The organism is Pseudomonas sp. P106(2024) (assembly GCF_057480815.1).
This window is the reverse complement of sequence record NZ_JBLIYU010000002.1, coordinates 47,591-62,471: the sequence shown is the minus strand read 5'-3', so window position 1 is coordinate 62,471 and position 14,881 is coordinate 47,591. Positions and strand designations below refer to the sequence as shown.

Here is a 14,881-nt window from a genome sequence, read left to right as displayed (position 1 = left end):
AACCTATTCCCGCAGCGTCGTGCCCTCAGCATTATTACCGCCATTATCAGTTTGGCGGGCTAGCGCACACATGCACTGAACCCGCCCTGGAGGCGGGTTTCTTCTCTCTGACTCCTGGGCACTACAAAAAACCAGGAGTCATCGATGACCAGCTTAAGCGCCACCCTGCGTACCCCGGCAACGCCCCAGCAACTGCTGTCCGAGCAAGTACGCCGGATTCTTTCGGCCCCGGTGTACGACCTGGCCATCGAAACCCCCTTGCAAGCGGCGCCGGCCCTGTCGGCCAGCCTGGGCAACCAGGTCCTGCTCAAGCGCGAAGACCTGCAACCGACGTTCTCATTCAAGATCCGCGGCGCCTACACCCGGCTGTCGCGCCTGACTTGCGCCCAGCGCGAGCGCGGCGTCATCACCGCGTCGGCCGGCAATCATGCCCAGGGCGTGGCCCTGGCCGGTGCACACCTGGGCATCAAGACCACCATCGTCATGCCCACCACCACCCCCTCGCTCAAGGTCGAAGGCGTGCGTTCACGGGGTGGCCATGTGGTGCTGCACGGCGAAAGCTTCCCCCACGCCCTGGCCCATGCCCTGCAACTGGCCGATCGCGACGGCGCGACTTTCGTGCCGCCGTTCGACGATCCTGACGTCATCGCCGGGCAGGGCACCGTGGCCATGGAGATCCTTCGCCAGCACCCCGGCCCGCTGCATGCGATCTTCGTCCCGGTCGGCGGCGGCGGCCTGATCGCTGGCATCGCCGCCTACGTCAAGTACCTGCGCCCCGAGGTCAAGGTGATCGGCGTCGAGCCGGAGGACTCCAACTGCCTGCAGGCCGCCATGGCCGCCGGCGAGCGGGTGATCCTGCCGCAGGTCGGCACTTTCGCCGACGGCGTGGCGGTGGCGCAGATCGGCGCGCACTGCTTCGAGCTGTGCCGCCACTTCGTCGACGAGGTGGTGACGGTCAGCAGCGACGAACTGTGCGCGGCGATTAAGGACATCTATGACGACACCCGCTCGATCACCGAACCCTCCGGCGCCCTGGCCTTGGCCGGCATCAAACGCTACGTGGCCCGCGAGGGCCTGCAGGGCCAGGCCCTGGTGGCCATCGACTCCGGTGCCAACGTCAACTTCGACCGCCTGCGCCATGTGGCCGAGCGCGCCGAGCTGGGCGAGCAGCGCGAGGCGATCATCGCCGTGACCATCCCCGAGCGCCCCGGCAGCTTCCGCGCCTTCTGCCTGGCCCTGGGCAAGCGCCAGATCACCGAGTTCAACTACCGCTACTACCCGGGCAAGGAGGCGCGCTTGTTCGTCGGTGTGCAGACCCACCCCCTGCACGACCCACGGGAGCAACTGCTAACCAGCCTGCACGAGCAGGGCTACCAGGTGCTCGATCTGACCGACAACGAACTGGCCAAGCTGCACGTGCGCCACACCGTTGGCGGCCATGCGGCGCCGGGCGCCGGCGAGCGGGTGCTGCGCTTCGAGTTCCCCGAGCGTCCTGGGGCGCTGCTGGGCTTTCTCGAACGCCTGGGCAAGCGCTGGAACATCAGCCTGTTCCACTACCGCAACCACGGCGCGGCGCAGGCACGGGTGTTCGCTGGGTTGGAGGTGCCGGACGACGAGCTGGCCGGGCTGCCGCTGGCGCTGGACGAGATGGGCTATCAGTACTGGGACGAGACGGAGAACCCGGCGTATCGGCTGTTCATGGGGTAGGTTTGCCCTGGATCAACTCGCCCACGCCCAATTCGGCGGATGCTCAAAGCCTACCGTCAGCTTGAGAGGATCCGGCCATGAGCAGCACGTTCTTCATTCCCGCCGTGAACATCATGGGCATCGACTGCCTGGAGGAGGCGATGACCGCGATCGCCGGCTACGGCCTGCGCAAGGCGTTGATCGTCACCGATGCCGGGCTGGCCAAGGCCGGCGTCGCCGAGCGCATCGCCGGGATGCTGGCCATGCGCGACATCGATTCGCGGGTGTTCGACGGCGCCAAGCCCAACCCGAGCATCGCCAACGTCGAGGCGGGTCTGGCGATGCTGCGTCGCGAGGGCTGTGACTGCGTGATCTCGCTGGGGGGCGGGTCGCCCCATGACTGCGCCAAGGGCATCGCCCTGTGCGCCACCAACGGTGGGCATATCAGCGATTACGAAGGTGTGGATCGCTCGGCCAAGCCGCAGCTGCCGCTGATCGCTATCAATACCACGGCGGGCACCGCCAGCGAGATGACCCGTTTCTGTATCATCACCGACGAGGCGCGCCACGTGAAAATGGCCATCGTCGATCGCAACGTCACTCCGATCCTGTCGGTCAACGACCCGGCGCTGATGGTCGGCATGCCCAAGGGCCTCACCGCCGCCACCGGCATGGACGCGCTGACCCACGCCATCGAGGCCTATGTCTCCACCGCCGCCACGCCGATCACCGACGCCTGCGCGCTCAAGGCCGTGAGCCTGATCAGCGACAACCTGCGCCAGGCGGTTGCCGACGGCGGCGACCTGGTGGCGCGGGAGAACATGGCTTATGCCCAGTTCCTGGCAGGCATGGCCTTCAACAACGCGTCGCTGGGCTACGTGCACGCCATGGCGCACCAGCTGGGTGGCTTCTATGACCTGCCCCATGGCGTGTGCAACGCGGTGCTGCTGCCCCATGTGCAACGCTTCAACGCCAAGGTCAGCGCCGCGCGCCTGCGTGACGTGGCCAAGGCCATGGGGGTGAAGGTCTGCGGGCTGGACGCGGAGCAGGGCGCCGGGGCGGCGATCTCGGCCATCGAGCACCTGGCGGCGGCCATCGGCATACCGGCCGGGCTGGCGGAGCTGGGGGCCAAGGTCGAGGATGTGCCGGTGCTGGCGGCCAATGCGTTGAAGGATGCCTGCGGGCTGACCAATCCGCGGGTGGCCAGCCAGGTGGAGATCGAGTCGATCTTCAAGGCCGCGTTCTAGTCCGGTCGCGTCATCGCGGGGCAAGCCCGTTTCCACGAGGGTCGCGAAAAACGACCCTCATGGGGCTTGCTCAGCGTTCGCGCATGAAGAACCCGGCCACGTACTTGCGGAAGGTCTCCAGGCTCTTGAAGTCGGCGTAGCGCTTGAAGTTCTCGGCATCCGGCTCCGGCCCGATCGGTTGCTCCAGCAACGACACCGACAGCACCCGGTCCTGGTCCGAGGTCAGCACAAGCTCGTCCATCACCTGGCCGCCGATCACCGGGCGGCGCATCAGTACCTTCACCCCTTTGCTCGCCATCCAGTCGATCAGCGACACCAGCGCCTTGAGCGGCTCGCGCTCTTCGTCGCGGTACACCGGGAACAGGTGCGCGCGCGAAAGCACCGGCACGCTGGCCACATGGATCAGCTCGTAGAAATGGCTGCCGGCGGTGGCCGGCGAGTACAGCGCCAGGGCCAGCAAGGGGCCTGAGGCGCGGTTACCGCCCCAGTAATGGTGATGACCTTGGAAGTCGAAGCCGTCCTCGCTGCGGTTGTTGAACAGCTTGCGGCCCTTGATCTGGTCGACGCAGTCGAGCAGCAGGCCATGGCGGCGATGGTTGCCGAACACCGTGGCCTCGCGCAGGCGCGCCTTGAGCATCATCATGTGCTTCATGTCCAGACGTGTTTCCAGGTAGTTGCTGGCCGGCACCCGCTCCAGCAGCGGATAGCGGCTGGCGACGCCGCGCAGCTCGGCGAACTGGGCGGTGAGATCCTTCTTCAGGTGGGTGGCGTAGACGTTCAGGCCGCTGGCCTCGATCCAGGTCAGCAGCAACGACAGCAGCCGCTGCTGCTCGCGGCGCTCGCCGGGGTCGCGTGGTCCGGCGGTCGTTTCGCCATCACTGGCACGGCGGTAGTCGCCAAGCAGCCGCAGCGGCGCATCCGGTGCCAGCCAGGCCGCGGGAGGCGTGTTGTCCTCGGCGCTTGCGCCGGTCTCGCGCTCGTCCTTGCTGAACGGGCAGCCCGGGGTATGTTCGGCGGTATCGGGATTGTTGCGCAGGAACAGGGTGCCGGTGTTGCCGTTCAGCGACACGTTGAGCACCGGCAGGGCATCCTGGCGGCAATCGCAGGCCAGCCACTGGTTGGCGCTGCGCACCTTCATCAGCCACTGGTTGGCCTGCAGCAGGCTGGGGCCGGCCAGGGTGCCGGTGGCAAAACTGGCCAACAGTTCCTCTTCGGCCAGGGTCAGGCTGCGCACCTGCGCGCCAGATTTTTCGATGATACGCATTGAGAGGCAGCTCCAAGCTACAAGCCTCAAGCTTCCAGCAAAGCGCGATGGCTTTCAACTTGAAGCTTGCGGCCTGGGGCCCGCCGCTCACTGGCCGCTGAACAGTTTGGCGGCGCGGGCGCGAATTTCCTCGGGGGTGAGGTCTTCCTTGTGGGTAGAGACGAACCACAGGTTGTTGAACGGATCCATCAGGGTGCCGCTGCGGTCGCCATAGAACTGGTCCTGCACTGCGCGCACTGGCGTCGCGCCAGCACGCAGGGCCTGGGCATAGACATTGTCGCAGTCCTCGACATACAGGTGCAGGCCAACCCCTGGGACCTTGATGTCCTCGCTGGGCTTGAGGCCGCCCTCCATGTCACAGGGTGAGCCGAGCATCAGTGACGAGTCACCGATTTTAAGCTCGGCATGGCCGACGCTGCCGTCAGGGCCTTCGAGGCGGAACATCTCGATGGCGCCGAAGGCCTGCTTGTAGAATTCGATGGCCTTGGCGGCCTCCCTGATGCCGAGGTAGGGGGTGATGCTGTGCTGGCCTTCGGGGATGGGTTTGACTGCCATTTGCGTAAGCTCCTTTCACGTGGGTTGTTGTTTGCAACAGCCTGGTGATTAGAGTCGTCTAGGCGGATGGAAAATCGACAGTCGAGTTATATCGATTGTCTATAAAAAACCTGTTTTGTGGCTGATGCGGTCGGTGTAGGAGCGGCCTTGTGTCGCGAAAGGGGCGCGTAGCGGCCCCAGGATTTGATGTTGATGCATCAATCGCCGGGGCTGCTACGCAGCCCTTTCGCGACACAAGGCCGCTCCTACAGGGGAAGTGCGTGAAGCTTTAGAAAATGTAATCAGTCGTCAGGAAGCTCGACTGCCGGTTACGGATGATCTCGCTGATCAGCTCCTTGTTCGCTTCCTGGAACTTGGTCGCCACCAGGGTACGGATGGAAAACACCCGCAGCGCATCATGCACCGACAAGGTCCCCTCGGCGCTGTTCTTGCGGCCGTTGAACGGATAGGTGTCCGGCCCGCGCTGGCACTGGGCGTTGAGGTTGATCCGGCCGACCTGGTTGGCGAAGGTGTCGACCAGGGCGCCGACGGTCTCGGGGTCGTTGCCGAACAGGCTCAGTTGCTGGCCGTAGTCGGAGTCGAGCACGTAGTCGATCACCGTCTGCAGGTCGCGGTAGGGCACCACCGGCACCACCGGGCCGAACTGTTCCTCGTGGTAGACACGCATGTCCTGGCTGACCGGGTAGAGCAGGGCGGGGTAGAAGAACGAACCTCGACTCTGCCCGCCGCCTTCGTTGAGCACTCGCGCGCCCTTGGCGGTGGCGTCCGCCACCAGGCCGTCGAGGTAGTCGACCTTGCCCGGTTCCGGCAGCGGCGTCAGTGCAACGCCCGGCTCCCAGGGCATGCCCGGTTTGAGTGCGGCGAGCTTGCGCTGGAACTTGTCGAGGAAGGCATCGACCACGTCCTCGTGCACGAAGAGGATCTTCAACGCCGTGCAGCGCTGGCCGTTGAACGACAGGGCGCCAGTAACGGCCTCCTCGACGGCGTTGTCCAGGTCGACCTGGGGCAGGACGATGCCGGGGTTCTTGGCGTCCAGGCCCAGGGCCGCGCGCAGGCGGTGCGGGCGCGGGTGGAGTTTCTTCAGGTCGCTGGCGGCCTTGTGGGTGCCGATGAAGGCGAACACGTCGACCTTGCCGCTGGCCATCAACGCGCTGACGGTTTCGCGGCCGCGCCCGTAGATGACGTTGATCACCCCCGGCGGGAAGCTGTCGCGGAAGGCCTCGAGCAACGGACGGATCAGCAGCACGCCGAACTTGGCCGGCTTGAACACCACGGTGTTGCCCATGATCAGCGCCGGGATCAGCGTGGTGAAGGTCTCGTTGAGCGGGTAGTTGTACGGGCCCATGCACAGCGCCACGCCCAGCGGCGCCCGGCGGATCTGCCCCAGGGTGCCCTGTTCGAGCTCGAAGCGGCTGGAGCGGCGGTCGAGGTCCTTGAGCGCGTCGATGGTGTCGACGATGTAGTCGCAGGTGCGGTCGAACTCCTTTTCCGAGTCCTTGAGGTTCTTGCCGATCTCCCACATCAGCAGCTTGACCACCGCCGCGCGCTGCTCGCGCATGCGCGCCAGGAAGGCTTCGACATGCTGAATGCGCTCGGCCACGCGCATGTTCGGCCAGGCGCCGCGGCCCTTGTCGTAGGCGGCCACAGCTGCGTCGAGGGCGGTGAGCGCGGTGTCGGCATCCAGCAGCGGGGCGCTGCCGAGGATCACCTGGCGTTTGCTGTCGCCTTCCTTGAGCCATACCGGACTGCGCACGGTGGCCAGCGGGCCGTCCCAGCGGCGCAGCTCGCCACCCACCAGGTAGTCGCGTTGCTCCAGCGGCGCGCCCAGGCGCCAGGCTTCGGGGATGTCCTCGGGGGCGGGAAACAGCGAATCGAGCAGACGGTCCATGGGTACTGCACCTCTCAAATCCGGATGATGAAACGCTTCAGCTTGCGAGCATGCGCCGACCGGCTGAAAATTGCCAGCCTGGCGCAGCCGCTGGCGGTCATTCCTCGAAAGGCGGCGGGAACACCTCGTCGTCCAGCAGCCTCATCGCGCCGATCGACAAGCCATAATCCATGGCCCGCGGGTCGGCGAACGTGCGCAGGCGCCGCCACAGCCGCGGCTGAGTGTAGTCCGGCAAGTCCTGCAGTCCACGCAGTTCACGACGATACTGCAGGGGCAGATCGTTCCAGATAGTCCAGTCGTCGACATCGGTGTCTGCCAGCATCTCTTCATAATCGGCGTCGGCCACCAGCAGATCGATGTTATTTCGCTCGTAGTAGGATTGGATCTGCTGGGTGACGCGTTCGCTGAGTTCGGCGCTCTCCAGCCACAGCGCCTGGGCCGCGATCCGAGACAATTGCAGGTTGTCCGGCAACTGGGTAAAGCGGTTGTCCCGTAGATCGAACACGACGGGGCGCCAATCGTCATCGCTACGGATGCCGGGGGGCCAGTCGGTGAGCTCGCAACTGTTGAGGTTGAGCATGTCCAGCGCATTCTGCCGGCTCAGGTCAGGACTGCGGGCCAGTGGATTGTGCGACAGGTCCAGCAGGCGAAGATTGTCGAGGCGATCCAGAGCAACCTGGTTGGCGTCGTTCCAGAGGATGCTGTTGCCTTGCATATCAAGCCATTCCAATGTGTGTGGCATGGCGACCGCAGGGATCTGCTCGAAGCCGCAGTTTGTCAGGTGCAGGCGTTGCAACTGGGGAAACCGTTCGAGGAACTCTGCGGGCAGTTCGCTCAAGGCGGGGTTCGCGGCCAGGTCGATCCGCTGGATATGGGTGAAGCGGTCAGGCAGCGCCAGCGAGGCGAGGTCATCGTTGGTCAGGCCCAGGTCGGCCAGGTTGATCATGTGGATGAGCTGGCCTTCTTCCTGTGAGTATTCCGATATCCGTTGCCAGTTGCTCATCAGCCTGCGCGCGGCAGCCTGGCGCAGCGGACTCTCACCTGCCCAGGCACGTACCCGGGCACGGAACGCCAGCAGTTGCTGCTCCAGTTCGGTGAGTTGCTGCATGGGATCCAGGCCAGCCTCGAACCATTGACTCAGTTGCTCGTTGACCTGGAAATCGGCGGACTCGGGGTAGAGCGCTCGGTAGCGGCGCCAGAACGTGCCGACATCGATACGCCGAGCGGGTGGCGCAGGCTCGTCCATGCCGCCGCGCAACTGGCCGCGGTTGCCCCAACCTGGCGCCGAGTCTGTCAGTAGACGTCGGACCATGGCAGGGTCCGAGCGGGCCAGGTCGTTGATCTGTTGGCGCAACCCATCGCCATTGGTGCTCGTCAGACCCAGGGCTGCACGGTCGTTGGGAGACAGCGCCTGCACGACCGCACGGCAGAGATCGTGGTCTTGTTGTAGAGGGGCTGGTCGTTCGCCAAGGTAGGCTTCGTAGCCCTCGGCTGACTTGAGCACGGTACAGACACGACTGGTGTCCTGGCCACCGGCGACAAGCAACAGCGGGCCTTGGGGGGACGCGGCCCGCAGTTCCAGGCGCAGTTGCTCCGGCCAACCAGGCAGCTGTGGCATCGCGTTGATGATCAGGCGCTCGCTCAGCAGGCTGGCTTGCTCGGGGAGATACAGCCCCTTCAGGGCGTTCTTCAGGATGCTCTCGTCACGCTGATCGACGCGCCGCAGGCGCTGGCTGCCGTCTTCGAGGGTGACGGGTTCGAGGCTTTCCATCAGTGAACTGCTGGCGAGGCGTGACATGGCCTTGCCGGCCAGATGCAGCCCGCCGATCAGCGCCAGGTTCAGGCCTACCGACCTGAGGTGGGCCATGGCCTGCGCGCGGTCACCGACCTGCCAGGACTCATAACCTTCGTAGGCTTCATCGAGCAGTTGGTAGGCAATCACCGCGGTCATGACCGTGCCCAAGGCGGGGACGAACATGCCGGCAATCATCAGCATGTCGAGACCGGCGCTGGCCCAGAGGGCCTTGCGCGTCTTGAGCGCCTGTTCGTCGGCCTGCGCGGTAGGCACGGCCAGTTGCCGGGCTTCGTGCTTCAGGCGTGCCACGTGGTCGTCGTGGAGGAAGTCGAACAGGTCTGCGGCGATGGGCAGGGGGCGCAAATGCAGGTCGCCACCGGCATTCTGGCGCAGGCGGCTGGCGAACTGGCCCTGCTGCTCGCTTGGCACATAAACCATGAAACCCTGGCGAAACGGCTCCTGCTGCAAGTCGCTGCGCAACTGGCTATGCAGCGCTTCGAGGTTGTCGAAGGCGCGCAGGCTGTCTGTCTGTCCCGGCAGGTACAACACGATGCCTGAAGTACCGGTATCGATCAGGGTCGCCTCGTGCAGGGTGATGCCGAACAGGCTCAGTTGGCTGCAGGGCAATGCTTCGCCATTTTCCGGCAAGGTCTGCAGCGTATCCCATCCCGCACCACTGAGGCGGTTGCGGACTCGCGCCAGGTCAGCCGCCAGACGCAGGCTGTCCTGGTGAACGCGCAGCGCCGCCGGGCGCACGCCGGACGCGGCGAAGGCGGTATCGAGGTGATCCTGGTAAGCCTGCCCGAGGTCCAAATCGCGACAGGTTCTGGCGAACACTTCGGGTGTCAGTGCCAGGGGCTTGATGCGGATCTGCTCCGAAGGCAGGTCGATGTCGACTTCGGTCTCGCTGTCGCCCAGGGTCGTCTTGCCCGTGATCACGGTCTGGCTGACATGCCAGTCGCTGTCCAGGGCGAGGGCGCTGTCGCGGCTGAAGGTCACGGTGTCGCTGAAATTGTGCAAGGCGGCTTCGAGCAGGCTGCGGTGTTCGTGGTGGGTGAGGTAGACCTGGAAGCTGTAGAGGTGCTTCACCCAGACCAGTGATGTACTACGCAGTGGCGCACTGAGTCCGTGTTGCGTGCGCAAGCGTTCGGTGAGCAGGGGCTCGGCGAATTCGTTGATGTTCTTTAAACCGCGCAGGTGCCGTGCCATCGCGCGTTGCGCCCGCATCAGGCGTACCTGGCTGGTCTGGACCGCTTCGCGCAGGTGCGGCGCGGCATTGGCGAACCAGGCCGCCTCGGCGCCGGGCAGGCCCTGCGCCGGCAGGATGGCGTCGCTCAGTTGCTGCCAGTGCCCTGCGCTGGCCTCCCGGACCCAGACGGGCAGCTGGCGTTGCACAAGGGCATGGTGTGAGTGGGGGATATTCGCTGTCATCTGTGGCTCCTTGCAAAGCGCACATCAGAGCAGCCGTGACGGAGCTGCCGGTGGTACATGGTTGTACCGGCAAAACGAACCTCAATATTGGCCGCGCAGCGCCGATAAATGCGTAATCGACTGCCATCGCCTGCCTATGATCACTCCCCAGCACTCTCAAGAACCCACGCCAGCGCCAGTAGGGACGTTGCGCCAATCGCTCAATCGCCTGCTGCCGGTCGGCCTCGCCCTGGTGGGGATCGGCCTCTCGGTCGCCCTGGGGCATCTGGATGCACAGCGCGAGCGCACTGAGCAGCTGGGCAACCTCGCCGCCCGGCTGGCGGGCCTGCGTGGCGCGCTGGAAGCCCAGCTGGGCGCGGCGTTTGGCCAAGCCGAGGGTATCGCCCAGCTGATCACCGCCGATGGCGGCATCAGTGAGGCGCACTTCCACGGCATGGCCCGTGATGCCCTGCGCGCTGTGCCCTACATGCGTCATATCGCCCTGGCCCCGGGGGATGTCATCCGAGATGTTTACCCGATGGCGGGCAACGAGCGGCTGATCGGGCTGGATTACCGCCAGCTGCCGGACCAGTTCCCGATGGTGCGATCGGCCCGCGACCATGCCCAGCCGGTGCTGGCCGGTCCCCTGCAGCTGTACCAGGGCGGTCGGGCGTTGATCTACCGGCGCCCGGTGTTCGTCACCGGCAAGCGGGGTGTGCGGTTTTATTGGGGCAATGTGTCGATCGTCGCCGATATCGACCGCCTGCTGCTGTCCGCGGGGCTGCGCCTGGACACCGAGTTCGAGCTGGCCGTGCGTGGCAGCGACGGCAAGGGCGCCGAAGGTGCGCTGATCTGGGGCGATCCACGGTTGTTCGAGGCGCCGCAGGTGATGATGACCGTGGCGGTGCCGGGCGGTGCCTGGCAATTGGTGGCCGTGCCTCGGGGCGGCTGGTCGGGGCTGGACCTGTTCGGCTCGCCGCTGTTCCTGTTCGCCCTGAGCTGCACGGGGCTGTTCAGCCTGTTCGTCGCCCAGCTCAACCGCAAGCAGCGGTTGCTCGAACAGCGCAACCGCGAGCTGCAGCGCTACCAGGCCCAGCTCGAGCGCCTGGCCCACTACGACACCATCACCGGGCTGCCTAACCGGATTTTGTTCCAGCAGCAGTTGGGTACGGCGATCCTGCAGGGGCATGGGCTGGCGGTGCTGATGCTCGATATCGACGGCTTCAAGCAGGTCAATGACAGCCTCGGCCATCCGATGGGCGACCTGTTGCTGCAGCAGGCGACCGCGCGCTTCTTGCAGGAGCTGGACAGCCAGGACCGCCTCTGCCGTCTGGGCGGTGACGAGTTCGTGTTCATGCTGCAAGGTGCCCAGGGCCAGGTGAACCACCAGGTCCGTGCCTTGCTGCGCTGCCTGCAGCGGCCGTTCGACCTGAACGGCAATGCCGCCCTGGTCACCGGCAGCATCGGCCTGGCCTGGTGTCCGCAGCATGGCGAGGACGCCGACAGCCTGTTGCGCCATGCCGACACTGCCATGTACGTGGCCAAGGAAGCCGGGCGCGATGCCTGGCGTCCCTATCACCCGGACATGACCGAGCGCCTGCAGCAGCGCCTGGAGCTGGAGCGCAACTTGCGCCGGGCCCTGGAACACAACGAATTCGAGCTGTGGTACCAGCCCAAGGTCGATCTGTTCAGCGGCCAACTGGAGGGCGTCGAGGCCCTGCTGCGCTGGCGTGACCCTGAGCATGGCCTGGTCTCGCCAGGGGAGTTCATACCCCTGGCCGAGCGCACCGGGCTGATCATTCCGCTCGGTGAGCGGGTGCTGGAGCTGGCCTGCGCGCAGCTGGCCGAATGGCGTGCCGGCGATGGCCTGCCCGGACCGTTGGCGATCAACGTCGCAGCCCTGCAGATCGAACGCAGCGACTATGTCACCAGCCTGGCCTCGGCACTGGAACGCCATGGCCTGCCGGCCAACCTGCTGGAGGTGGAGATCACCGAGAGCCTGCTGATGGAAAGCCAGCAGCAGGCCTGCGCGGTGCTGGCGCAGTTGCAGGCCATGGGCGTGGCCACGGCGGTGGACGACTTCGGCACGGGCTATTCGTCGCTGGCCTATCTGCGCGCGCTGCCGATCGATCATCTGAAGATCGACCGTGCCTTCATCAAGGATCTGCCCGGGGACGACGACGCGGTGGCCATCGCCAGGGCGATCATCGACCTGGGCCATGCCCTGGGTTTTCGCATCACCGCCGAAGGCATCGAAACCCAGGAGCAATACGATTTCCTGCGCCATGCCGGTTGCGACCAGGGCCAGGGCTTCCTGCTCGGGCGGCCGATGCCGGCCGAGGCGCTGCGCCGCTGGCTGGCCGACAACCACGAACGGCGGCATCGCCCACCGGGGCGTTAGCTTGCTTCGTCTACGCCCAGGCTCGCATACCCCACCCGTGGCACCTGCCCCAGGCGCTGCTCGACCAGTGCCAGCAGCGACTCGCCGCTGGCCAGGTAGGCATCGCCGAAGTCATGCCCGCCCAGCGCGCTGGGGTGGGCCACCAGCTCCAGCACGCCATGCGCGGGGGCCAGGCCGGCCTTGAGGTCGGCCGGGGTGCAGACGAAGTCGGCGGTGCTCCCGGCGAGCTGACGCAGGCGCCAGTTGAGCAGGGTCTTGAACGCACGCTTGGCCGGTCCGATGTTGTGCCCGAGGTTGCGCGCCAAGCGTACCGGCACGCCCTGGTCGCGGGCGAAGCGGGCGACGACGGTGCCCACCGGCCAGATGTTGTGCACGTGCTGGTGCGAGTCCAGGTGACTGGGCATCAGGCCATGGTCCAGGCAGTGTTTCCACTGGGCCTCGAGTTCCGCTTCCACCGCGGCACGTTCCCGGCGCGACAGACGCAGGGTGCGTTGCTTCAGGCGCAGGTCGAACTCGCCGTGGGGCGTGCAGAAGCGTGGCTCGGCAAGGATCGCCTGGCTCAGCGGCCGGCCGTAGGTGAGGTTGAAGTGCAGCCCGATACGCCCCTTGAGCAGTGGCTGCTGGGCCAGCGCGCAGGCGGCGGCAAAGGCTGGCATGTTGGCCATGGCCGTGGCCGAGCTGATCAGCCCGGCCTGGAAGGCGTGCAGGATGACCGCGTTGGTGTGGGCACTGAGGCCGAAATCGTCAGCGTTGACTATGACCTGGGATGGCATCCGGGCGCTCCTGTGGCGGGGTGGGGGCGACAACATCGGCTTCGTAGCGCGGCGAGCGTCTGCGCAGGCGCGGCTTGAGCCAGCGCCAGCAGCGCTGCGCCAGGCCCAGCAGCACGCCGTCGGGCCGCCAGCTGTAGCTGCTCAGGCGCCACTGGTCGAGCTGGCCGGTCATGCGTTCGTGCAGCTGGTGGCTGGAGTTGTCCAGGCTGACCCGCGAGGCGTCGATCCATTTCCAGTCCGCGTCCAGGCCCCAGTGGATCCACTCCTCCAGCAGCACGCGGCCGCTGCCCAAGTCACGGTGTTCGGGCATGAAAGCGAGGTTGTAGTCGTAGACCCGGCCGCGCTCCACCAGGCCCAGGCGGTAGCTGATGCAGCGCCCGTCCAGCTCCAGCAGCACCAGGCAAACCAGGCCTTCGCCAGCCAGCGCGGTGAAGGCTTGGTACATCCACTGGCGGCGCAGGGGGCCGGAGAAGATACCAACCTCGTCGTCGCCTTTCCAGCTTGCGGCCTCGACGGCGCTGATGGCGTCGAGCAGCTCACTCATGTTCTCGGCGCTGGCCGTGACCCGACGCACGCTGGCGCCACAGGCCTTGATCCGTTTGCGTGCGCGGCGCAGTTTGTAGCGCGGGTCGCCGCTGACCTCCTGGCGATCCTGTTCGTTGATGCGGTGCACCGGCACGCGGCAGGTCAGGCGCTGCTGCCAGGTGGAACTGGCACTGGCCCACTGGCGCAGCCAGCCTTCGTGCTCGGCGTTGTCGGGCACCTCGTTCAGTTGCAGCAGGGCATGGGGCAGGTGCTTGCGGATGGCCTGCAGGACTTGGTCGGCGTATAGCGCCGGCAGGTCGATGAGCAGGGCGATACGGTCGTTCAGCGGATAGCCCAGGTGGCGCACCACCGGGGCGAACAGCGGGCCGAAGGGCTCCCGGGCGCGGACCAGGGGCAGGCACAGGCACAGGCGTTGGTCCTGGTAGCCGAGCAGCACGCCGAGCTGCTGGCCGGGCAGCAGGGCGGCCTCGGCGGCGCACAGCCAGCCGAGGTGGTTGAACGGCGTGCTGCCGGGCAGGCGCCTGCGCAGCGCCTCGTAGTCGGCGGCGGGGAAGTCGTCGCTGCGCAGCGAGGCGCACCAGCTGAGCTGCAGGGTCATAAATTCAGCCCGCCGAGGCCGATGAGGCCGGGACCTCAGGCTTGCGCAGCGGTTCCAGGCGCGAGGTGGTGTAGCGGCTCTCGCGGTAGAGCCTCCAGCGGCCGAACAGGCAGTACACGTTCGTGATCCGTTTTTGTTCCTGGTAGCCCATGCGCAGGTGCAGCTTGAGCGCCGGGATGTTGTGCTGTTCGCACACGTCCACCACCTTGGTGCAGCCCTGGGCGGCCATGGCCTTCCACAATGCCAGCTGCAGGTCCACCGACAGTTCGGTGCCCCAGTACTTGCGGATCAGCTCGCCGCCGAACTCGAAGAACTCGCCTGGCCCGACCGGGAACCAGCACCCGTAGTAGTGGCGGTCGTGGTAGTGGCGGTTGCTGCCCCAGATGAACGCCACGGCGTCGTTTTCGTCGTCGAGGAACATCAACCCGGTGTGGCCCTCGGCGGCCAGTTCGCGCATGGTCTCGACCCGGTCGCCGAAATGGCGGGCGAAGGCCTGCACGTTATGCACGGTGATGCTTTCGACGCGCAAGGTGCCGTAGGGCTTGAGCCGGTGCGGCGGTACCGGGCTGTCCAGGTCGCGCTCCATCCACAGCAGTTCCCAATGGTAGAAGACGTAGTGCCGGAAGGCGCTACCGAGGGTGTCACGCAGTCCCTTGCGCTTGATGCGGTCCTGGATCTTGGTAAATGCAGTCATGGTGCCTCCTGGGCATGGCTGAGC

The 14,881-nt window shown here is 66.1% G+C and carries 10 protein-coding genes; 3 read left to right on the top strand and 7 right to left on the bottom strand.

From position 1 onward, the window contains the following. Positions 1–144: 144 nt before the first annotated feature. The gene (gene ilvA / locus AC25M7_RS03790; protein WP_486970745.1) at positions 145–1,707 is read left to right on the top strand and encodes a threonine ammonia-lyase, biosynthetic; all 1,563 of its coding nucleotides are present in this window, start codon (positions 145–147) and stop codon (positions 1,705–1,707) included. A gap of 77 nt (positions 1,708–1,784) precedes the next feature. Then, positions 1,785–2,933: an L-threonine dehydrogenase gene (yiaY, locus tag AC25M7_RS03785; RefSeq protein ID WP_288521992.1), complete on the top strand. Its 1,149-nt coding sequence runs from the start codon at positions 1,785–1,787 to the stop codon at positions 2,931–2,933. Positions 2,934–3,003: 70 nt separating this feature from the next. On the opposite strand, the gene AC25M7_RS03780 is transcribed toward yiaY, so the two are convergent. The 4 genes from AC25M7_RS03780 to AC25M7_RS03765 form a co-directional block, all read right to left on the bottom strand. Continuing rightward, positions 3,004–4,197, bottom strand: coding sequence for a hypothetical protein (locus AC25M7_RS03780; protein WP_486970744.1), 1,194 nt, complete (start codon positions 4,195–4,197; stop codon positions 3,004–3,006). Between the two features lie 87 nt (positions 4,198–4,284). After that, the gene (locus AC25M7_RS03775) at positions 4,285–4,752 is read right to left on the bottom strand and encodes a VOC family protein (protein ID WP_088852071.1); all 468 of its coding nucleotides are present in this window, start codon (positions 4,750–4,752) and stop codon (positions 4,285–4,287) included. Between the two features lie 268 nt (positions 4,753–5,020). Continuing rightward, on the bottom strand, positions 5,021–6,640 hold the full coding sequence (locus AC25M7_RS03770) for an NADP-dependent glyceraldehyde-3-phosphate dehydrogenase (RefSeq protein ID WP_028689461.1): 1,620 nt from the start codon (positions 6,638–6,640) through the stop codon (positions 5,021–5,023). Between the two features lie 97 nt (positions 6,641–6,737). Next, complete coding sequence (locus AC25M7_RS03765) at positions 6,738–9,866, bottom strand: dermonecrotic toxin domain-containing protein (RefSeq protein WP_486970743.1); 3,129 nt, start codon at positions 9,864–9,866, stop codon at positions 6,738–6,740. Positions 9,867–10,002: 136 nt separating this feature from the next. On the opposite strand from AC25M7_RS03765, the gene AC25M7_RS03760 reads away from it, so the two are divergent. Then, on the top strand, positions 10,003–12,246 hold the full coding sequence (locus AC25M7_RS03760) for a putative bifunctional diguanylate cyclase/phosphodiesterase (RefSeq protein WP_486970742.1): 2,244 nt from the start codon (positions 10,003–10,005) through the stop codon (positions 12,244–12,246). On the opposite strand, the gene AC25M7_RS03755 is transcribed toward AC25M7_RS03760, so the two are convergent. The 3 genes from AC25M7_RS03755 to AC25M7_RS03745 are packed head-to-tail and all read right to left on the bottom strand — an operon-like array spanning position 12,243 to position 14,857. Next, on the bottom strand, positions 12,243–13,019 hold the full coding sequence (locus tag AC25M7_RS03755; protein WP_028689464.1) for a ChbG/HpnK family deacetylase: 777 nt from the start codon (positions 13,017–13,019) through the stop codon (positions 12,243–12,245). The genes AC25M7_RS03760 and AC25M7_RS03755 overlap by 4 nt on opposite strands. Then, positions 12,991–14,163: a GNAT family N-acetyltransferase gene (locus AC25M7_RS03750; protein ID WP_486970741.1), complete on the bottom strand. Its 1,173-nt coding sequence runs from the start codon at positions 14,161–14,163 to the stop codon at positions 12,991–12,993. The genes AC25M7_RS03755 and AC25M7_RS03750 overlap by 29 nt, the downstream gene beginning before the upstream one ends. Positions 14,164–14,167: 4 nt before the next feature. Further along, positions 14,168–14,857, bottom strand: coding sequence for a GNAT family N-acetyltransferase (locus AC25M7_RS03745; RefSeq protein WP_028689466.1), 690 nt, complete (start codon positions 14,855–14,857; stop codon positions 14,168–14,170). Between the last annotated feature and the right edge of the window lie 24 nt (positions 14,858–14,881).